Source organism: Clavibacter michiganensis subsp. tessellarius, from assembly GCF_021922985.1.
Classification (GTDB): Bacteria; Actinomycetota; Actinomycetes; order Actinomycetales; family Microbacteriaceae; genus Clavibacter; species Clavibacter tessellarius.
The window spans coordinates 2,544,146-2,562,656 of record NZ_CP040788.1; the positions used below are offsets into that span (position 1 = coordinate 2,544,146).

Here is an 18,511-nt window from a genome sequence, read left to right on the forward strand (position 1 = left end):
TCGTCTTGCTGGACGTCGTCACCCGCCGTGACACGGACCACGAGCGCACCCGTAGTTTGTGGACTAACGGCCTCCCTCGCGGCCCGGTGGGCGCCGTCGGCGTCCTCGGCGCGGCGATCCGCCGGGCCCGCACGACCGGACCGCACGCCCGCGTGCATCCTCCTCGACCCGTCGCCACCCGCGACCCGCACCCCGAAGGACTCCGATGCGCGACACCGCCACCCCGACCACCCGCCGGCGACGCCGCCCGATCCGCCTGGCCCTTGGCGCCGCCGTGGCCGCCGCCACCGTCGCCCTCACCGGCTGCGGCGCCGGCGCCGACGTGGGAGGAGCGGGCGTCGCCTGCGACATCCCGCAGCCCGACGCGAAGACCACGGTCAACGTGCTCTCGTACAACAGCCCGTCGACGAACCCCTTCACCGACGCGATCGCCACCGGCTGCACGGGCGGCAACCTCACGGTGAACGCCCCCACCACCGACTTCGGCGGCCAGAACCAGCGCGCCGTGCAGTCCATGTCGGGCGCCAATCCGAGCTACGACCTCGTCGAGGTCTACGGCACCGTCTACCCGCTCTACGCGGAGCGCGGCTGGATCGACCCGCTCGACGACCGCATCGCCGACGCGGGCGACGAGCTCGGCATCGACGACATCGACCCGACGCTGCTGGAGTCGCTGCAGTACGACGGGAAGCAGGTCGGCATCCCCACCTTCTGGGGCACGATCATCTTCATCTACCGCGAGGACATCCTCTCCGACCTCGACATCGCGGTGCCGACCACTTTCGAGGAGATGTACGCGGCGGCCGACAGGATCCGCACCGAGACCGGCATGGCGAACCCGCTGGCCCTCCCGTTCAACGCGGCCGGCGACAACTCGAGCGCCTACAACCAGTACCTCGGCTCGCTCGGCGGCACGTGGTTCGAGGACGGATCCGCGACCCCGACGCTCGACAGCCCCGAGTCCGTCCAGGCGCTCGACACCCTCCGCGCCACGTACCAGCAGATGAGCTCGCAGTCGACGTCGTGGTCGTCGCCCGAGGTCATCACGCAGCTGCAGACCGGTCAGGCCGCCATGTCGATGCTGTTCGCCGGCCGCGTCTCCGCGCTCCTCGACGAGGGGCAGACCGAGAACTTCGACAAGTTCGCGTTCGCCGTGCCGCCCGCCGTGCAGGAGGGCGGCACCCCCGCCACGAGCCTCTCGGTCGACGGCCTCTCCATCGCCGCGAACTCGAAGGTCGACAAGGACCTCCTCTTCGACCTGCTCGGCGTCGCGACCGGCGCCGACGCCGCGACCGAGGCCGCCAAGGCCACGATCCCGGCCCGCACCACGCAGGCGCAGGCCGCCGACCTCCCGTTCGAGGAGGCCGCGCGCGACGTGCTCGAGAGCGAGAAGCCGAACGGCCTGCCGCTCGTGCCGTACATGTCCGACGTGTTCGCCGCGATGGCGCCGATCCTGGCGCAGGTCGTCGACGGCACGCTGTCCTCGGCCGACGGCGCCGCACAGCTGCAGGCGGCGGCCGTCCAGGCCATCGCCACGGCGGGCTTCGCGCCCTGATGCGCGGACCCGGCACGCGCGGCGACGCCCGCGCATCCGGCCCCGGCCCCCGGGCATGAGGCTCAAGACCTTCGCCGCGTTCACGGCCCCCGCCATCATCCTGATGGCGGGGCTGCTGATCGTGCCGCTGATCACCACGCTCGTCTGGAGCTTCCAGAACGTGCCGGTGGGCCAACCGGGCGTCTTCACCGGCCTCGCGAACTACGTCGAGATCTTCACCGACCGCCGCTTCGGGCGCGACGCCGCGTTCACGATCACCTACGCGATCGTCATGACGATCGCGAAGCTCATCGTGGGCTACGGCATCGCGCTGCTGCTGAACCGCATCGAGCGCGGGCGGATGGTGATCCTCGGTCTCCTCATGGCGAGCTACGTGGTGCCGACCGTGATCGGCGCGCTCAACTTCTCCTGGCTCTTCAACGACATCTTCGGCGGCGTCGTGAACCAGGGGCTCGCCGTGTTCGGGATCCACGTGGACTGGCTGACGGAGACCGGGCCCGCCCGCGTGCTCATCGGCCTGCACGCGCTCTGGCACGAGACGCCGTTCGTGATCCTCGTGCTGCTCGCCGGGCTCCAGACGCTCCCGGAGGAGCCGCTCGAGGCCGCGCAGCTCGACGGCGCCGGCTGGTGGCAGCGCCAGCGGTACATGATCGTGCCGCTGCTCGCGCCGCTGTTCTCGTTCGTGACGCTGATCAGCCTGATGGACAGCCTCAAGGTGTTCGACTCGATCCGGATCATCACCCCGGCCGCCGGCAGCGTCGGCACCGAGTCGCTCATGGTGTTCGTGTACCAGGTGGCCCTCGGGGAGTCGTACCGGCTGGGGGTGGCGAGCGCGGTGAACGTGGTCACCATCGTCATCACGCTCGTGCTGCTGATCCCGTTCCTCCGACAGACCTGGAAGGGGGCGCGGGCCGCATGACCGCATCCACCCCGCTCGTGCCCACCGGCCGCACGCGGCTCCCGCGCGACGGCCGCCCCACCGGATCCGGGCGCACGCTCACCGCGCGGGAGCGCCGTCGCCGCGAGCGCATCGGCTCGCTGTGGGCCGGCGCCGCGCTCCTCGTGGTCGTGCTCGTCTCGCTCAGCCCGTTCCTGTGGGCGCTGCTCACCGCGATCAAGCCGTTCCGCGACGCCTTCACGAACCCGCCGACGTGGATCTTCGAGCCGCGCCTCGACTCCTTCGTCGAGCTGTGGCGCGGCACGCTGTTCGCCGAGGTGCTCGTCAACACGTTCATCGTCGCCGGGCTCACGGTCGTGGTGGCGCTGGTCGTGGGCGCGCCCGCCGCGTACGCGTTCGCGCGGTACGCCGGCGTCGTCGGGCCGATCCTGCTGGTGCTCGCCGTCGTGCTGCGGACCATCCCGCGGTTCGCCGTGGTGCTGCCGTTCTACGAGATGAGCCAGGCGCTCGGGATCTACGACACCAAGATCGCGCTGGTCGCCGCGCTCGTGGCGGTGAACATGCCGTTCACGCTGCTGCTGCTCGTCGGGTTCTTCCGCGACATCCCGACCGAGCTCGACGAGGCCGCGATGATCGACGGCTGCAGTCGCTTCGGCGCGTTCCGCCGCGTGATCGTGCCGCTCATGGGGCCGGGGCTGGTGACCGCGGGCGTCTTCACGCTGCTGGTCGCGTTCCAGGAGTACCTCGTGGCGCTGACGCTCACGCAGAACCAGGCCGTCACGATCCCGGTGTTCATCGCCGCGCAGAAGGGCGCCGACGACATCTCGACGTACCAGACGCTCGCCGCGGCGAGCATCGCGCTCGTGATCCCGGTGGTCCTCATCGCGGTGTTCGCGCGGAAGTACCTCGTGGCGGGGCTCGGCGGGGGAGCGGTCAAGGGCTGACGCCCGGGCGGCTCTCCGCCGCGCCGCCGTCAGTGGCCGAGCTCGATGAGCAGCACCCCGCCGATGATGAGCGCGACGCCCGCGACCATGGTGCGGGTGAGCGGGTCGCGGAAGAGGATCCGGCCGAGGATCGCGGTGAGGGCCACACCCGTGGCCGCCCAGATCCCGTAGGCGACGCCGATCGGCAGGCCGAGCGAGAGGGCGCCGGCGAGCATCGAGAAGGCCGTGACGTAGCCGACCGCGACGACCGCGTACCAGCGGCGGCGGCCGTCGGTCGCGAGCTTGAGGGAGATCGTCGCGGCGACCTCGGTGACGATGGCGATCGCGAGCAGCAGCCAGGCCATCAGCGGGCCGTGCCGGGGGTGGGTGCGGATGCGCTCGCGTCGCCGTCGCCAGCCGCCCGGGCGTCGCCGGCCGCCCTCGCCGCGTGCGCGCGCTGCGAGCCGAGCTCCACGAGGAGCACGCCGGCGACGATCAGCACGAGCCCGGCGATCATCGGGCCGGTGAGCGGCTGGCCGAAGAGCGCGGTCGCGCCGACGGCCGTGAGGGCGACGCCGGCCGCGCCCCAGATCCCGTACGCGACGCCGACGGCCATGCCCGCCTTCAGCACGCGCGTGAGGAAGCCGAAGGCGACGAGGTAGCCGACGACGACGAGCGCGTACCAGCCCGGCACGTCGACGGCGGCCTGGAGGGCGAGGGAGGCGGTCACCTCGGAGGCGATGGCGCCGCCGAGCAGGAGCCACCTCACGAGGCGGTCCGGGGGAAGGGGTTCATGGGATCACCGTAGGAGGGATTGGGCCAGATGGCCGAATCTCGGGCGCGACTGCCATGGAGCTCGCGGCGCGCACGCAGGTCGGGCCGGATCAGGCGCCGGGGAGCGTGAGCGTGAGGACCCCGTCGCGCGCCTCGACCGTCGTGCCGCGGTGGTCGCGGACGCGGGGGAGGCCGACGGTGGCGTCGCTCGCGTGGTCGCCGACGACGACCACGCGCATGCCCGCGGCGAGGCCCGCGCGGATGCCGGCCTCGGCGTCCTCGTAGACGATCGCGTCCGCGGGATCCACGCCCAGGCGCTCGGCCGCGAGCAGGTAGCCGGAGGGGTCGGGCTTGCCGGCGGTCACGTCGTCGGCCGAGACCACGACGTCGGGCACGCGGATCCCGGCGCCGGCGAGCCGGGCCCGCGCGAGGGCCGGGCCGGCGCTCGTGACGAGGGCGTGGGATCCGGCGGGCAGCGCGGCCACGAGGTCGCGGGCGCCGGGGATCTCCACCGTCGCGGGGCTGCCGTCGAGCTCGAGCCGGTCGAGCTCGGCGAGGAGCGCGGGCACGTCGCTGCCGGCGGGCGCGAACCGGGCGATGCTGTCGGCGGCGCGCACGCCGTGGATCCGCCGCATCAGGTCGGCGGGGTCGTGGCCGAAGCGGCGGGCGAGCATCGTCCAGATCTCCTCCACGAGCGCGGTGGAGTCGACGAGCGTCCCGTCCATGTCGAGGAGGAGCGCGCGGGCGGTGAGCGTGACGGGGGAGGACATGCGTCCATCCTCCCGGACGGGTGGCAGCCGGGCGCTCCCCGGTCGGCCACGATGGAGGGGAGGCCGCGATCCGACGCGGCGCGGGCGGAGGCGGCATGGGCGCGGGTGACACGGACGAGGCCGAGGCCGGCAAGGTCCGCACGCTCACGGGCATCTCGGCCTTCACGCTGATGCTCGGGCTGCTGATCGTGGGGCTCGTGCCCGACCTGTCGACGGAGGGCGGCTTCCGCTGGGATGCCCCGGCCTGGCTCTACGCCGGGATCTTCGTGCTGTTCGGCCTCGCCGGTCTCGGCTGGGCCGCCGTGCGCGCGATGCGGCAGCGGAGGCGGGCCCGTGGGTGACGCGGTCGAGAAGGCCGTGCTCGTGGCGTACCTCGTCTTCGCGCTCGGCGCCCTGGTGATGGTCGTGCGCCTCGCCGCTCGGCGCATGCGCACGGAGGAGCGGCCCTCGCGCCGCACCCTCGTGATCACCGGCGTCTTCGCGGCCGGCTACGTCGTGACCGGCCTGATCCGCGTGTTCCTGCTCTAGGCGCTCCCGCCCGGCTCACGCACCACCCCTTCCGAGCGGAGCCCGCCCGGCTCCCGCACCGAGGTCCGCGCCACCGCTTACGGCTCCCGCCGACCCCGGTCGCGGGAGACGCGCGCCCGTACCCTGGACCGATGCGGGGATCACGGTGAGGGCGCGCGCAGCGCACCACGTGGTCATCGGCGCCGGGCTCGCCGGGGCGGCCACCGCGTGGCAGCTCGCGAGCCGCGGGCACGAGGTCACGGTGCTCGAGCGCGACCGGCCGGCGAGCATGCGCGGCAGCTCGCACGGATCCGCCCGCATCCTCCGCTACGCCTACGCCGACCCCTTCTACGTGCGCCTGATGCGCGACGCCCGCGTGCTCTGGGACCGCCTCGAGCGCACCACGGGCGCGCGCATCGTGACGCCGACCGGATCCGTCGACTCCGGCCTCGTGCGCCGCCCGGCCGAGCTCGCGCGCGTGCTCGAGCGCGTCGGGATCGACCACGAGCTGATGTCCGCGCGCGAGGCCGAGGACCGCTGGCCCGCGCTCTCCTTCGACTCCGACGTGCTCTGGCATCCGGCCGCGGGCGTGGTCGACGCCGAGGTCGCGGTGCGCACGATGCTCGACCTGGCCGTCGCGCACGGCGCCGTCGTGCGCGAGGGCTGGACGGCCGCGTCCGTCGAGCGCGTCGGCGCGGGCTTCCGGGTGACCTCCGACGACGGCCGGCACGTCGACGGCGACAGCGTGGTGGTGGGCGCCGGCGGCTGGCTCCCCGAGCTCCTGGCCGCGCTGCCGCTCCCGCGCGCCGCCCTCGACCGCATCCCGCCGCTGCGCGTGCGGCAGGAGCAGGTGTTCCACTTCCCGTATCGGCGGAGTCCGTATCGGCGGAGTCCGCATGTCGACGGCCCGCCCGCACCGCCCGTGCCCACCTCCATCCACATGGACGAGCGCATGCAGGTCTACGCGCTGCCCGGCGGACGCGACGTGGAGGGCCGCGGCCACAAGGTCGCCGAGTTCGACGGCGGCCGCGTGATCCCGTCGGCCGCCCACCAGGACGGCCGCGTCGATCCCGCCAACCGCGCCCGCGTCGTCGACTGGGCGCGCCGCAACCTCCCGGGCGTGGACCCGGTGCCCTACGCCGAGACGACGTGCCTCTTCACGAGCACGCCGAGCGAGGACTTCGTGATCGACCGGATGGAGGGCATCACGATCGTCTCGCCCTGCTCCGGCCACGGCGCCAAGTTCGCGCCGCTCATCGGCAGCCTCGCGGCGGATGCGGCGACCGGCGAGCGCGTGGAGCCGCGGTTCGCGTTCGCGCCCTGAGCGGCGGAGGCGCGCGCGGCACCGGCGTCCGTGGGCGGCACCCGCATCCGGACGCCGTCGCGTCACACCTTCTGCGGTCGCCCCCGCGCCGGGGTCCGCGCACGGCTCCGCGCCGGATCCCGCGCCCCCGCGCGCTCCTCGGCCCGCTCCCGCTCCGCCGCCAGCCGCGCGAGCTCGTCGCGTAGCTCGCCGACCCGGTCGTCGCGGCCCTCCTCGGGGAACGCGCCGGGCAGGAGCTGCGGGCTCAGCCGCGCGCGCACGATCTGCTCGAGCGCCGAGTCGCGCGCGATGACCAGCACCTCGCGCAGCGCATCCGGGTCCCGCGACAGCGCGCCGAGCCGCTCCACGATCTCCTCCGCGATCTCGGCCCGGAGCCGGAGCCCCGGCACGTCGCCCTCGCGGTAGTCGTCGGGCCGCCGGCCCTTGCCGTCGCGCAGCGCCGCGCGCTCGGTGGCCATGCGCAGCCGCTCGGCCTCGCCGCGCTTCTCGCCCGTGAGCTCCGCGAGCTCGCCGCGGAGCGCCTCGATGAGCGACTCCTCGTCGAACGCGCGCCGCTCCCGCAGCGTGCGCAGGATGATCAGGTTCTCCATCTGCAGCCGGAGCGCCACGCCCACGAGCAGCAGGGCCTCCTCGACGAGGACCTCCTTCTGCGCCGGATCCGCGGCCACGCGCGCCGCGACGGACGGCGGCGGGGGCCCGGGCTTGCTGCTCCTGCCGGGCTTCGCGGGGCGGATGCGGGGCCGGGGCATGACGTCCTCCCGGTCCGCTCGCTCCACCGGCGAGGTGCTCTCAGGCTACGCGGAACCGCCGACCCCGGGGCGGGTGGCGCCCCCATCCGCGACCGGATCCGCGCCCGGATCGGCCCCCGGATCGGGGCGTGCCCGCGTCACCCCATCCGCCGCCGCAGGAACGCGAGCGTTCCGAGCTCGTCGTCGATGCCGCCGCCGTCGTGGCCGTTGTACTCCCACTCGACGATCTCCTTCTCGCCCGCGTAGGCGTTGAACGCGCCGTAGACGGTGGAGGGCGGGCAGGTCGCGTCCATCAGCCCGACCGAGAAGCGCGCGGGCGCGGTCGCGCGACGCGAGAACGCGACGCCGTCGAAGTACCGCAGCACGGCGTGCACGTCCTCGCCGCGGCCCCGGTGCGTCTTCAGGTAGTCGACGACCTCGTGGTACGGGTACGCGTCGGTGATGTGCGTGGCCCGCTCGATGTCGCAGAGGAACGGCACGTAGGCGGAGACGGCCGCCAGGTCGTCGCGGAGGCCCGCGACCGCGAGGGCCATGCCGCCGCCCTGGCTGCCGCCCTGCACGGCGATGCGCGCCGGATCCACGACGTCGAGCGAGCGGGCGACGTCGACCGCGCGCACCGCGTCGGTGAAGAGGCGACGGTAGTAGTAGGTCTCGCGGGAGGCGATGCCGCGGGTCATGAAGCCAGGGATCGCGGGTCCGGCCTCCCCGTGGTCGGCCGTGTCGCCGGCGCTCCAGTACGAGCCCTGGCCGCGGGTGTCCATCTGCAGGTGCGCGAAGCCGGCGGCGGCGTAGATCAGGGTCTCCTCGGCGCGTCCCCGCCCGCCGCCGTAGCCGACGTAGGAGACGACCGTGGGCAGCGGGCCGGTGGCGCCCGCGGGGGTGCGGAGCCAGGCGCGCACGTCGGTGCCGCCGGATCCGGCGAAGGTCACGTCCTGCACGTCGACCAGCGCGAGGTCGGTCTCCACCGGCGCGAGGCGCACGTCGAGGTCGTGCTGCCCGGCCTCCGCGAGGGTGTCGGCCCAGAAGGCGTCGAAGTCCTCGGGGTCGACGTGGCTGCTGACGTGGGCGCGGGCGGCGTCGACGGGTTCGATGAGCATGGGTCCTCCGGGGGCTGCGTGCGGGATCGGCGGCCGCGCCCGTGCTCGGGCGACGCCGCCTCGCCCATCATGGCCGCGGCGCGGCCGCCCTGCACGCCGCTCGGGCCTAGGGGCGGGAGAGCTCTCCGCCGTCGACGACGAGGTTCGACCCGGTGATCCACTGTGCGCGGTCCGACGCGAGGAATGCCACCGCCTCCGCGATGTCCCGCGGGTCTCCCGGGCGCCCCAGCGGGGTGTCCGCGGTGGTGGCCTCGAGCGGGACGCCCAGGGCGTCGGCGAGGTCCTGGCGGATCGCGTCGGCGCCGGGGGTGAGGACGTTGCCGGGGGTGATGGTGGCGACGCGGATCCCCGAGGGCGCGAGCTCGGAGGCCAGCGCCCTCCCGTACGCGACGAGGGCGGCTTTGGCGGCGCCATAGTGGGCCAGCTGCGGGGCCGCGTCGAGGGCTGCCGTGGACGAGATGTTGATGATCGCGCTGCCCGCCCCGGCATCGTGGAGCGCGGGCAGCAGGGCGTGGGTGACCCGCACCGCGGAGAGGTAGTTGAGGGCGAGCGCGTCGACCCACTCCTCGTCGGGGATCGTGCCGATGCCGCCGACGTGGAAGCGCGCGGCGCCCGCGTTGTTGACGACGATGTCGACGCCGCCGAGCGCGTCGAGCGTGGCCGCGGCGAGGGTCCGCACGCCGTCGACGGTGCTGATGTCGCCGGCGATGAAGGTGGCGCCCGCGGGCGTCTCGGCGGTCGCGCTGCGTGCGGCGGCTACGACGGTGGCTCCGCCGTCGAGCAGCCGCTGCACGATCGCCGCGCCGATGCCGCCCGAGCCGCCCGTCACGATGGCGCGCTTCCCGGCGAACTCGGTGGTCGCGGCTGGGGTCCTGTATGAGGTCATGCCGGTCACGCTATCGGTTCTGGACTGGAAGTTCAGAAGTTATGGACCGAAAGTCCGGAATCCCGTAGGATCAGCCCATGGCGCGACCTCGGAAGTTCGACGAGCAGGACGTGCTGGTGGCGGTGCGCCAGCGGTTCACGGAGACCGGATACCACGGCACCTCGGTGGACGAGCTGTCCCGCGTGACCGGCCTCAGCAAGGGCAGCCTGTACGGGGCGTTCGGGGACAAGGAGGCCCTCTTCGCGAGGGTGTTCGACGAGTACTGCACCGAGGCGGGCGGCGGTGTGGCCGCGCTCGTGGAGGGACCGGAGGATCAGGCGCTCGCTCGGCTGCGCGCGTGGCTGCGCTCGCCGGAGGACGACGCCTCGCGGCGCGACTGCCTCCTGGCGAAGGGGACCGCTGAGCTCGCCTGGGCGGACGACGCCATCGCGGCGCGCTCCCTCGCCGCGTTCGACGGGCTGCTCGACAGCTGCCGCCGGCTCGTCGAGCAGGCGCAGCGCGCAGGTCTCGTGGATCCGTCCGCCGACGCCGAGGCCCTCGGCGGGGTGATCCTGGCCACGCATCGGGGTCTCGAGGCGCTCGCCGAGGCGGGGGTCGATCCCGTCAGGCGCAACCGCATCGCGGACGCCGCGATCGCGGGCATCGCCCTCCACCCGGCAGGTGCGTGAGGCGACCACGGCGGTCAGGGCGCCTCAGCGGAACAGCGATGTCCCGGCGGCGGGATCGGCGAGCTCCGCGTCGAGGAGGGTCCAGATCCACTCGAGCGCCCGCGCGGTGTCGAGGCCCGGCACCTTCTGGGACAGCTGCGTCGCGATGCCGTCGCTGTAGGCCGCGAGCTTGAGCGCGACCTCGGGCGCGTCCACCTGCCGGAAGACGCCGCCCTCGACGCCGCGGCGGATCGTGCGCACGAGGCACGCCTCCCACACGCGGAGGCGCTCGAGGCGCTCGGGCGTGAGGGCGGGCTTCCGCGAGACGGCGGTCCAGTAGTCCGACCAGAGCCGCCAGTGCGCCTCGGACGCGTCGGTGCCGTCGAACAGCGGCTCGACCAGCAGGCGGATGCCGTGCACCGGATCCGGATCCGCGTCGACCTCCTCGACGGTCCCGGCGTAGAACCGGTCGGTCTCGAGCGCGACGACCTCGTCGAGGATCTCCGCGACGCTGGCGAAGTGGTACGTGACGGTGCCCACGGACACGTCGCCCTCGGCGGCGATGTCGCGGAGGCCGGTGGCGGTGAGGCCCTGGCGGAGGATCACGGCGCGGGCGGCCGCGACGATCATCGCCCGGCGCACCTCGGGCTTCTCGCGCTTGCCGCCGCGGCGCGCGCCGCTCGCGGTGGCAGCGGCCGTCGCGGTCGCTGCAGGCGCGCTCGCGCCCGGCGCCGTGCCCGCCGTCACGCGGAGGTCCGCGGGACGAGGTCGTCGAAGACGCGCTCGGCGACGAGCACCTCGGGCGCGTCCGGGCCGCCGTCGCGCGCCCACGCCCGAAGGGTGTTGACGACGCGGAAGGCGTCCGCGTCGGCGGTCACGCGCGAGGTCGTCTCCAGGCGCGCGCGCCAGGTCGGCTGCTCGAGGCCGATGGCCCAGCGCGACTCCGCGACGGCCGAGGTCGGGTCGCCCTCGGTGATCCGGTACGTCTCGCGGCTCGACTCCGTGAAGACGAGGCCGTCCGGGTAGACCCGGGATCCGCCGTAGCCGGGGTCGACGTCGAGCGTCCACTCGCCGGTCGCCACGTCGTGGGAGACGCTGCGCTCGGGCAGGCCGGAGTCGTCGGGGATCCGCTCGATCGCGATGGGCGTCGCCTGCACGGCCTCCTCGAAGCGCACGCCGTCGTCCTCCGCGCGCGTCCAGACGGGCAGGGTCACGGCGCTGCGGGAGGGCGCGACGGCGAGGGTCGCCTCGCGGGCGTGCGGCCAGATCCACGGCCAGTACGCCGACGACACCGCGATGCGCAGCCGGTGTCCGGCCGGGAAGGAGTGGCCGGTGGAGACGAGCGGCACGCGCACGACGGCCTCCTCGCCGGGGACCATCGGGTCGATCCGGGCGCGGTCGATCCGCTTGTTGAGGTTGAGCGCGCCGCGCGTCACGAGCGTGGAGGCGCCGTCGGGCGCGACGTCGCAGAGCCGCACCACGACGTTCGCGTCGGGCAGGTCGCTCGTGACCGCGAGGTCGACGAGCACGTTCCCGAGCACGTCGAGCGGCTCGTCGAGGAGCAGGTCGAAGCAGACCGAGAGGCCGTCCTCGGCGCGCTGGTCCGGCGGCAGGTCGGTGGCGTTGCCGAACGGGAAGAACCGGCCGGCGTCGAGGCCGGTGCGCTGGGGGGAGCGGACCACGACGGCGTCGCCCGCGGCGGCCGGCCCGTGGAACACGGTCAGCGGCAGGACGGGCTGGGCCGCGACGGACGCGGGCGGCGGCCACGAGGGCGCGGCGACCCAGCGCCCGGTGCGCTCGGGGTAGCTCGTGGCGGGCGGCTCGGAGTCGCTGAGGAAGGCGCGGAGCGCGGGATCCGCCTCCACGCCGGTGTCGACGCCCTTCAGCCAGCGGTCCCACCAGCGCAGCGTCTCCTGCAGGAAGCCGATGGACGGGCCCGGCGTCAGGCCGCGGTCCGGGTACTGGTGCGACCACGGGCCGATGATGCCCTTCACGGGCGCGGACACGTTCTCCACCAGGCGCAGCACGGCGTCGCGGTACGGATCCGCCCACCCGCCGACCGCGAGCACGGGCGCGGTGATGGCCGCGTAGTCCTCGCACACGCTGCCGTGCCGCCAGTAGGCGTCGCGCTCCTGGTGCGCGAGCCAGGTCGGCGTCATCGGCCGACCGGGATCCAGGCGCTCGCGCCAGCGCTCCACCCAGCCCTCGCCCACGACCTCGGGCCGCGGCGGCCGCGAGTTGAACGCGAACATCGTCGCGCCCCACGCGGCCATGTCGATGCCGAGCACGGCGCCGCCCATGTAGTGCACGTCGTTGTCGTACCGGTCGTCGGTGGAGCACACGGTGACGACGGCCTTCAGCGCCTCGGGCGCGCGGCCCGCGAGCTGGAGGCCGTTGAAGCCGCCCCACGAGATCCCGAAGATGCCGACGGCGCCCGTGCACCAGTCCTGCGCGGCGATCCACTCGATGACCGCGACGCCGTCGTCGAGCTCCTGGGCGGAGTACTCGTCGACGAACAGGCCGTCGGAGGATCCGGTGCCGCGGATGTCCACGCGGATGGACGCGTAGCCGTGCGCGGCGTACCAGGGGTGCCGCTCGCTGTCGCGCGGGGCGGTCCAGTCGTCGAGCCGGTAGGGGAGGTACTCGAGGAGCGCGGGGACGGGCCCGTCGCCCGCGCGCGACCAGATGCGGGCGTGGAGGGGCGTGCCGTCGGGCATCGGGATCCAGACGTCGCGACGAGTCACGCGGTCGGTCACGTCGGCGCCGTCCACGCCGTCGTCGGCTCCGGTCGCGGTCGTCCCCGCTGCGGCGTCGGTCATCGTGCGTCCTCCCAGTCCCGGATCCGGTGCCCGTCGCCGAGCTCCCTCCACCCTCCACCCGCGGCGTCGCGCCAGGTGGCGCGCGCGTCCTGGACGACCGGCAGCTCGGTGGCGCCGGGCTCCAGCGTCGCGTCCAGCAGCTGCCGCGTGTACGGGTGGTTCGGCCCGGCGAACACGCGCTCGGTCGGGCCGGCCTCCACGATGCGCCCGCCCGTCATCACGGCCACGCGGTCGGCGACCCCGCGCACGACGGCGAGGTCGTGGCTGATGAAGAGGCAGCTGAGGCCCTTGTCGCGCCGCAGGTCGGCGAGCAGCTGGAGGATCTCCGCCTGCACGCGCACGTCGAGCGCGGTCGTGATCTCGTCGGCGATCACCAGCTGCGGCCCCGCGGCCAGCGCCCGGGCGATCCCGACGCGCTGCCGCTGGCCGCCGGAGAGCTGCCCGGGGAGCCGGCCGGCGAAGTCCGGCGACAGGCCCACCTCGGTGAGGATCTCGCCCACGCGCTCCGGCGACGCGCTGCCGGTGAACAGCTCCAGCGGCCGCGCGATGGCCGCGCCGACGGTGCGCCTGGGGTTGAGCGAGGTGTCCGCGTTCTGGAACACGAGCTGCACCGCGCGGCGCAGGTCGAGCGGCCGGTGCGCGACCGCGGAGGTCAGGTCGCCCTCGACGCCGTCGCCCTGGAACCGGAAGGTGCCGGACTCCGTGGGCACGAGGCCGGCGAGCGCGGTCGCGAGCGTGGTCTTGCCGCTGCCGGACTCGCCCACGACGGCGAGCGTCTCGCGCGGCGCGATCGTGAACGACACGTCCGAGACGGCGGGCGGCAGGCCGCGGCCGTAGCGGACGACGAGGCCGTCGGCGACGACGACCGGCGGCACGGGGGCGGGCGCGGGCGTCGCGGCGTCCGCGGATCCGGCGCGCGGGCCGCCCGGGATCGCGGCCAGGAGCTCCCGCGTGTACGGATGCGCGGGCGAGGCGAAGAGCTCCGCGGTCCGCCGGTGCTCCACGATGACGCCGTCGCGCATCACGGCGATCTCGTCGACCATCGTCGAGACGACGCCGAGGTCATGGCTGACGAGCAGCACCGCCATGCCGAGCTCGAGCGCGAGCTCGCGGATCAGGGTGAGGACGGCCGCCTGCGTCACCACGTCGAGCGCGGTGGTCGGCTCGTCGAGCACCAGCACGCGGGGGCGCGCCGCGACGGCCATGGCGATCGCGATGCGCTGCTGCTGCCCGCCGGACAGCTGGTGCGGGTAGCGGCGCACGATGGTCGCGGGGTCGGGCAGGCGCACGAGCCGGATCAGCTCCTGCACCCTCTCGTCGTCGCTCGGCAGGCCGTGGCTCTCGAGCGCCTCGCGGAGCTGGCGGCCCACGCGCATGGACGGAGTGAGCGACTGGCCGGCGTTCTGCGCCACGACGGCCGCGGTGCCGCCGCGGAGCTCGCGCGTCGCGGCGGGGGACAGGGCGAACACGTCGTCCCCGCCGACCTCCACGCTGCCGCCGACGACGCGGGATCCGCGGCGCAGGTGCGCGAGGAGCGTGCGGGCCACGGTCGACTTGCCGCTGCCGGACTCGCCGACGAGCCCGAGCGCGCGCCCGGCGCGGATCTCGAAGCTCACGCCGCGCACGACGGGCACGTCCGCGGTCCCGGTCGAGTACGAGATCGCCAGGTCGGCGACGCGCACGACGGTGCCGAGGCGCACGGCCCCGGTCAGGGTGTCCTCGACGGTCCCGGGCCTCATGCCATCCCCTTCTGCGCGCGATCGACGCCGAGCGACTTGCTGAGCCCGTCGGCGCTGAGGTTGAGGCCGATCACGAGGGTCGCGAGCGCGACGATCGGCGCGAGCGTGCCCATGGGCACGACGGTCAGGGCGGTGCGGTTCTCCTGCACCATGAGCCCCCAGTCGGGCGTCGGCGGGTTCGCGCCGAAGCCGAGGAACGAGAGCGACGAGATGAGCAGCACGATCCACGACGCGCGCATCGCGTACTCCACGAGCACCACGTCGAGCACGTTCGGCAGGATCTCGCGGAACACGATGCTCAGCGGGCGCTCGCCGCGGGCGCGGGCGGCCGTGACGTAGTCCTGCGTGATCACGGTCCGCGCGGCGCCCCGCACCACGCGGGTCACGGCGGGCGCGTACACGACGGTCACGGCGAGCACGATGACCCAGAGGCCGGATCCGAACACCGTCACCACCACGAGCAGCGCGAGGATCGACGGGATGCTGAGCAGCGCGTCGACGACGCGCATGACGACCTCGTCGGACCAGTCGTCCGCGTACGCCGTGACGCAGCCGACGACCGTGCCGATCGCGACCGCGATGGTCGTCGCGAGGAAGGTCACGACGAGCGCGTACCGGCCGCCGTTGAGCGTGCGGGAGAGGATGTCGCGCCCGTACTGGTCGGTGCCGAGCCAGTGCGCCCAGGTCGTGCCGGAGAGCACGTCGCCGGAGTCGGTGACCACGGGATCGTGCCCCGCGATCCACGGCGCGAGCACCGCGAGCACCACGTGCAGCGCGATGAGCCCGAGCCCGATGGCGAGCGCCGTGGATCCCCGGAGCGGCGCCAGCCACGCGCGGATGCGGCGGGTCGGGCCGGTCGGACGGCTCGACCCGGCGGGCCGGGCGGATGCGGGGGCGGTCATGCGCGGGCCTTCCGTCGGGCGCCGCGCGGCAGGCGCCGGGGACGCTGCCTCGTGCGGAGCCGGGGATCGAGGGCGAGGGCGGCGAGGTCGGCCGCGAGGTTGCAGACCACGTACACGCCGGCGCTCAGGAGGGCGATCGCCTGGATGGTCGGCAGGTCGCGCGTGGAGACGGACTCGAGCATCAGCTTGCCCATGCCGGGGTAGTTGAAGACGTTCTCGACCACGACGACGCCGCCGAGCAGCCACGCCACGTTGAGCGCGACCACGTTCAGCGTCGGCAGGAGGGCGCTCGGCACGGCGTGCCGCCACACCACCTGCCGCGTGGTGAGGCCCTTGAGCTCGGCCGTCGTGATGAACTCCGACGCCATCACGTCGATGGTCGACGACCGCATCGTGCGCACGATGTAGGCGGCCATCGCGAGGGTCAGCACGATCACCGGCAGCCCCACCGAGGGCAGGAGCTCGGCGACCGTGGCGTCGCTGCCGCGGAGCACCACGGCGGGGAAGACGGGGATCGCGATGGCGAACGCGAGCACCAGCACGGTGGCGACCATGAACTCGGGCACGCTCATCACCACGAGGCTCACGACGCTGATCACCGAGTCGATGCGGCGCCCACGGCGGACGCCCGCGACCACGCCGAGCGCGAGCGAGACGGTGACGCCGACGAGCATCGCCGGTATCGCGATGAGCATGCTGTTGCGGAAGGCGAGGAGCAGCGTCGGCGCGACCGGGTCCCCGCTCACGAGCGAGGTGCCGAAGTCGCCGCGCGCGGCGCCGAGGAGCCAGTCGCCGTAGCGGAGCCAGACGTTCCGGTCGAGCCCGAGCGACTCGCGGAGGGTCGCGACGGCCTCGGGCGTCGCGTTCTGCCCGAGGAGCTGCTGCGCCACGTCGCCCGGCAGCAGCTGCACCGCGAGGAACACGAACAGCGAGGCGAGCACGATCGTGAGGAGCGCCGTGCCGATGCGGCGGACGACGGCCAGCGACGCGGTCACGCGCGGAACCCGATCGTCAGGTGGTCGAACTCGAAGCCGTATTCGCGGTAGTTGACGACGTCGCGCGAGATGCCGACGAGCCGGTCGCCGAACATGGGCGTCATGTCGGCGCCGTCCTCCACGACGAGCCGCTGCGCGTCCTGGTAGAGCATCAGCCGCTTCGCGTCGTCCATGGTGGCGCGGGCGTCGTCGAGGAGCGCGTCGAACGTGGGGTTCGACCAGGCGCTCTCGTTGTAGGAGGACCCGGTGCGGAAGATCTGGTTCAGCACCTGGTCGATGGGCCGGCCGGTGAACCAGTAGCTCACCATGAGCGGCTTCTGCATCCAGATCTCCGTGTAGTAGGAGTCGGCGGAGGAGCTCCGCACCGTGAGGTCGATGCCCGCGGCCTTCACCTGGTCGCGGTAGGTGACGGCCATGGGCGTGAAGACCGACTCGTAGCTGGAGGTGTGGATCTCCGTCTTGAGCCCCGCCATGCCGGCCTTCGCGAGCAGCGCCTTGGCCTGGTCGGGGTCGTAGGGGCGCTCGACGTCCACGAACGCGGCGAGCGACGGCGGCACCGGGTTGTCGCGCGCCGGCGTGCCGGTGCCCTGCAGGGCCGTGGCGACGATCTGCTCGGGGTCGTACGCGAGCTTCATCGCCTGCCGCACGAGCGGGTCCCGGAACTCGTCGCTCGTGGCGAGCATCGGGATCGTGTACCACTGCGCGTCCACCACCCGCGCGACCGTCGCCCGGCTCGAGGCCGAGACGACGCGGGCGGTCGCGAAGTCGAGGTTCGTCTGCGAGATGAGGTCGATCTGCCCGGCGAGCAGCGCGTTGACGCGGGCCGTCGTGTCCTGGATGGAGGAGAAGTCGATGCCGTCGAGCACGGGCCGCCCGGCGAAGTGGTCGTCGAACGCCTCGACGCTGCCGGATCCGGCCGGGTGGAACGACGAGAGGCGGAACGGCCCCGTGCCGATGCCCGTGCGCCCGATCGTGCCGATGGCGGCGGCCGGCACGATGTAGCACTGGTACGCCGTGAGCAGCGAGGGGAACTCCGCGTTCGGGGTGAGCAGCTGGAACCGGAGCGTGTACGGGTCGGGAGCCGACATGCTGTCGGGCCCGATCATGTCCGCGAGCACGCCGCCCTGCGGGGAGGCCGTCGCCGGGTCGAGGATGTGCTGGATGGAGGCGATCGCGTCGGCGGCCGTGAAGGTCGACCCGTCATGGAAGCGCACCCCGCGGCGGAGCCGGAAGGTCCAGGTGGCGCCGTCGGCGCTCGCCGCCCACTCCTCGGCGAGGTCGGGGATCGTCTCGCCCTTCTCGTCGAGCTTCACGAGCCGGTTGTAGAGGGCGCCGAGGTACTCGTACGCCGAGAGCGAGCTGGCGGAGTCGAGGGTCTCGGCGGCGGATGCGGCCGGCCGCGCGATGCGGAGGCGGCCCCCGCGGGCGGCGGTGCCGGTGGCGGCGGCCTCGGGGATGGTCGTGCTGTTCGCGCCGGTGGCGCATCCGGTGAGGGCGAGCAGGCCGAGGCCGGCGATCCCGGCGGTTCCCGCGAGGACGGCACGGCGGCTGGGCGCGGCCGGCCGGTCGGGGCGCGCGGCGCGGTCGACGATGCGGATGGAGCGCGAGCTCGCGTCCGCGGATGCGGTGCGGGTGGTGACGATCGATGGCATCGGGACGGGCCCTCCTCGTTATCGTTCAGGTGAACGATAGGCGAGATGCCGGCCCGTGGCGAATGCTGACCGGATGCGCGGCGATCGTCGGCGCCGTCGCGCGGGCTCGGCTCCCCCCTGCGAGACGCCCCATGTGGACGCCCCCGACGGCGTCCGCCGCCGTCCTCCATCCTGTCCACGCGGGCGGATGGGCCACCGCCCTCGGGCGGCGCGCACCTCCCCGTCCCGCGCATCCATCGGGGGCTCCGCTCCCGCGCATCCTCCGCCGGAGATC

Annotated in this window: 19 protein-coding genes; 7 read left to right on the forward strand and 12 right to left on the reverse strand. The window is 74.0% G+C overall.

Annotated features, from left to right (window positions below; genetic code table 11):
- Positions 1–205 precede the first annotated feature (205 nt).
- Genes FGG90_RS12020 through FGG90_RS12030 form a run of 3 tightly spaced genes read left to right on the forward strand, consistent with a single transcriptional unit; the run spans position 206 to position 3,397 of the window.
- Positions 206–1,555, forward strand: coding sequence for an ABC transporter substrate-binding protein (locus tag FGG90_RS12020; protein ID WP_094126849.1), 1,350 nt, complete (start codon positions 206–208; stop codon positions 1,553–1,555).
- Positions 1,556–1,610: 55 nt separating this feature from the next.
- Complete coding sequence (locus FGG90_RS12025) at positions 1,611–2,474, forward strand: carbohydrate ABC transporter permease (protein ID WP_094126847.1); 864 nt, start codon at positions 1,611–1,613, stop codon at positions 2,472–2,474.
- Positions 2,471–3,397 (forward strand): carbohydrate ABC transporter permease, encoded by a 927-nt coding sequence (locus FGG90_RS12030; protein WP_094126845.1) that lies wholly within the window; start codon positions 2,471–2,473, stop codon positions 3,395–3,397. The genes FGG90_RS12025 and FGG90_RS12030 overlap by 4 nt, the downstream gene beginning before the upstream one ends.
- A 29-nt stretch (positions 3,398–3,426) precedes the next feature.
- Here the strand turns inward: FGG90_RS12030 and FGG90_RS12035 are convergent, their stop codons facing one another.
- From FGG90_RS12035 to FGG90_RS12045, 3 genes are all read right to left on the reverse strand, one after another.
- Complete coding sequence (locus tag FGG90_RS12035; protein ID WP_094126843.1) at positions 3,427–3,741, reverse strand: DMT family transporter; 315 nt, start codon at positions 3,739–3,741, stop codon at positions 3,427–3,429.
- The gene (locus tag FGG90_RS12040) at positions 3,741–4,145 is read right to left on the reverse strand and encodes a DMT family transporter (protein WP_094126841.1); all 405 of its coding nucleotides are present in this window, start codon (positions 4,143–4,145) and stop codon (positions 3,741–3,743) included. The genes FGG90_RS12035 and FGG90_RS12040 overlap by 1 nt, the downstream gene beginning before the upstream one ends.
- 115 nt (positions 4,146–4,260) lie before the next feature.
- Positions 4,261–4,920, reverse strand: coding sequence for an HAD-IA family hydrolase (locus FGG90_RS12045; RefSeq protein WP_094126839.1), 660 nt, complete (start codon positions 4,918–4,920; stop codon positions 4,261–4,263).
- 95 nt (positions 4,921–5,015) lie between these two features.
- Here FGG90_RS12045 and FGG90_RS12050 point away from each other — a divergent pair, with 95 nt between their 5' ends.
- The 3 genes from FGG90_RS12050 (at position 5,016) to FGG90_RS12060 (ending at position 6,751) form a co-directional block, all read left to right on the forward strand.
- Positions 5,016–5,261, forward strand: coding sequence for a hypothetical protein (locus tag FGG90_RS12050; protein ID WP_094126837.1), 246 nt, complete (start codon positions 5,016–5,018; stop codon positions 5,259–5,261).
- Positions 5,254–5,448, forward strand: a complete 195-nt coding sequence (locus FGG90_RS12055) for a hypothetical protein (protein WP_094126835.1) — start codon at positions 5,254–5,256, stop codon at positions 5,446–5,448. The genes FGG90_RS12050 and FGG90_RS12055 overlap by 8 nt, the downstream gene beginning before the upstream one ends.
- A 145-nt stretch (positions 5,449–5,593) precedes the next feature.
- Positions 5,594–6,751, forward strand: coding sequence for an FAD-dependent oxidoreductase (locus FGG90_RS12060; RefSeq protein WP_237583369.1), 1,158 nt, complete (start codon positions 5,594–5,596; stop codon positions 6,749–6,751).
- Between the two features lie 62 nt (positions 6,752–6,813).
- On the opposite strand, the gene FGG90_RS12065 is transcribed toward FGG90_RS12060, so the two are convergent.
- From FGG90_RS12065 to FGG90_RS12075, 3 genes are all read right to left on the reverse strand, one after another.
- Positions 6,814–7,500: a hypothetical protein gene (locus FGG90_RS12065; RefSeq protein ID WP_237583370.1), complete on the reverse strand. Its 687-nt coding sequence runs from the start codon at positions 7,498–7,500 to the stop codon at positions 6,814–6,816.
- A gap of 137 nt (positions 7,501–7,637) precedes the next feature.
- The gene (locus FGG90_RS12070; RefSeq protein WP_094126829.1) at positions 7,638–8,597 is read right to left on the reverse strand and encodes an acetylxylan esterase; all 960 of its coding nucleotides are present in this window, start codon (positions 8,595–8,597) and stop codon (positions 7,638–7,640) included.
- A 106-nt stretch (positions 8,598–8,703) separates the two neighbouring features.
- Entirely contained in the window at positions 8,704–9,483 is a 780-nt protein-coding gene (locus tag FGG90_RS12075; protein ID WP_094126827.1) for an oxidoreductase, read from the reverse strand.
- A gap of 77 nt (positions 9,484–9,560) precedes the next feature.
- On the opposite strand from FGG90_RS12075, the gene FGG90_RS12080 reads away from it, so the two are divergent.
- On the forward strand, positions 9,561–10,151 hold the full coding sequence (locus FGG90_RS12080; RefSeq protein WP_094126825.1) for a TetR/AcrR family transcriptional regulator: 591 nt from the start codon (positions 9,561–9,563) through the stop codon (positions 10,149–10,151).
- A 24-nt stretch (positions 10,152–10,175) separates the two neighbouring features.
- Here FGG90_RS12080 and FGG90_RS12085 read toward each other — a convergent pair whose 3' ends face one another.
- From FGG90_RS12085 to FGG90_RS12110, 6 genes are read right to left on the reverse strand one after another with little or no spacing between them, the layout of a single operon-like run.
- Positions 10,176–10,877 carry a TetR/AcrR family transcriptional regulator gene (locus tag FGG90_RS12085; protein ID WP_237583371.1) on the reverse strand — a complete coding sequence of 234 codons (702 nt, stop codon included), beginning with the start codon at positions 10,875–10,877 and terminating at the stop codon, positions 10,176–10,178.
- Positions 10,874–12,949 carry a CocE/NonD family hydrolase gene (locus tag FGG90_RS12090; protein WP_094126823.1) on the reverse strand — a complete coding sequence of 692 codons (2,076 nt, stop codon included), beginning with the start codon at positions 12,947–12,949 and terminating at the stop codon, positions 10,874–10,876. The genes FGG90_RS12085 and FGG90_RS12090 overlap by 4 nt, the downstream gene beginning before the upstream one ends.
- The gene (locus tag FGG90_RS12095) at positions 12,946–14,688 is read right to left on the reverse strand and encodes a dipeptide ABC transporter ATP-binding protein (protein ID WP_094126821.1); all 1,743 of its coding nucleotides are present in this window, start codon (positions 14,686–14,688) and stop codon (positions 12,946–12,948) included. Before FGG90_RS12095 ends, FGG90_RS12090 begins: the two co-directional genes overlap by 4 nt.
- Entirely contained in the window at positions 14,685–15,590 is a 906-nt protein-coding gene (locus FGG90_RS12100) for an ABC transporter permease (RefSeq protein WP_094126819.1), read from the reverse strand. The genes FGG90_RS12095 and FGG90_RS12100 overlap by 4 nt, the downstream gene beginning before the upstream one ends.
- Positions 15,587–16,585, reverse strand: a complete 999-nt coding sequence (locus FGG90_RS12105; RefSeq protein ID WP_094126817.1) for an ABC transporter permease — start codon at positions 16,583–16,585, stop codon at positions 15,587–15,589. Before FGG90_RS12105 ends, FGG90_RS12100 begins: the two co-directional genes overlap by 4 nt.
- The gene (locus tag FGG90_RS12110; protein ID WP_210433025.1) at positions 16,582–18,237 is read right to left on the reverse strand and encodes an ABC transporter substrate-binding protein; all 1,656 of its coding nucleotides are present in this window, start codon (positions 18,235–18,237) and stop codon (positions 16,582–16,584) included. Before FGG90_RS12110 ends, FGG90_RS12105 begins: the two co-directional genes overlap by 4 nt.
- Between the last annotated feature and the right edge of the window lie 274 nt (positions 18,238–18,511).

Coding starts and splice junctions, on each gene's coding strand:
- FGG90_RS12110 (WP_210433025.1), bottom strand. CDS start 18,237: ATGCCATCGATCGTCACCACCCGCACCGCATCCGCGGACGCGAGCTCG.
- FGG90_RS12025 (WP_094126847.1), top strand. CDS start 1,611: ATGAGGCTCAAGACCTTCGCCGCGTTCACGGCCCCCGCCATCATCCTG.
- FGG90_RS12070 (WP_094126829.1), bottom strand. CDS start 8,597: ATGCTCATCGAACCCGTCGACGCCGCCCGCGCCCACGTCAGCAGCCAC.
- FGG90_RS12035 (WP_094126843.1), bottom strand. CDS start 3,741: ATGGCCTGGCTGCTGCTCGCGATCGCCATCGTCACCGAGGTCGCCGCG.
- FGG90_RS12075 (WP_094126827.1), bottom strand. CDS start 9,483: ATGACCTCATACAGGACCCCAGCCGCGACCACCGAGTTCGCCGGGAAG.
- FGG90_RS12090 (WP_094126823.1), bottom strand. CDS start 12,949: ATGACCGACGCCGCAGCGGGGACGACCGCGACCGGAGCCGACGACGGC.
- FGG90_RS12020 (WP_094126849.1), top strand. CDS start 206: ATGCGCGACACCGCCACCCCGACCACCCGCCGGCGACGCCGCCCGATC.
- FGG90_RS12065 (WP_237583370.1), bottom strand. CDS start 7,500: ATGCCCCGGCCCCGCATCCGCCCCGCGAAGCCCGGCAGGAGCAGCAAG.
- FGG90_RS12045 (WP_094126839.1), bottom strand. CDS start 4,920: ATGTCCTCCCCCGTCACGCTCACCGCCCGCGCGCTCCTCCTCGACATG.
- FGG90_RS12030 (WP_094126845.1), top strand. CDS start 2,471: ATGACCGCATCCACCCCGCTCGTGCCCACCGGCCGCACGCGGCTCCCG.
- FGG90_RS12080 (WP_094126825.1), top strand. CDS start 9,561: ATGGCGCGACCTCGGAAGTTCGACGAGCAGGACGTGCTGGTGGCGGTG.
- FGG90_RS12050 (WP_094126837.1), top strand. CDS start 5,016: ATGGGCGCGGGTGACACGGACGAGGCCGAGGCCGGCAAGGTCCGCACG.
- FGG90_RS12095 (WP_094126821.1), bottom strand. CDS start 14,688: ATGAGGCCCGGGACCGTCGAGGACACCCTGACCGGGGCCGTGCGCCTC.
- FGG90_RS12100 (WP_094126819.1), bottom strand. CDS start 15,590: ATGACCGCCCCCGCATCCGCCCGGCCCGCCGGGTCGAGCCGTCCGACC.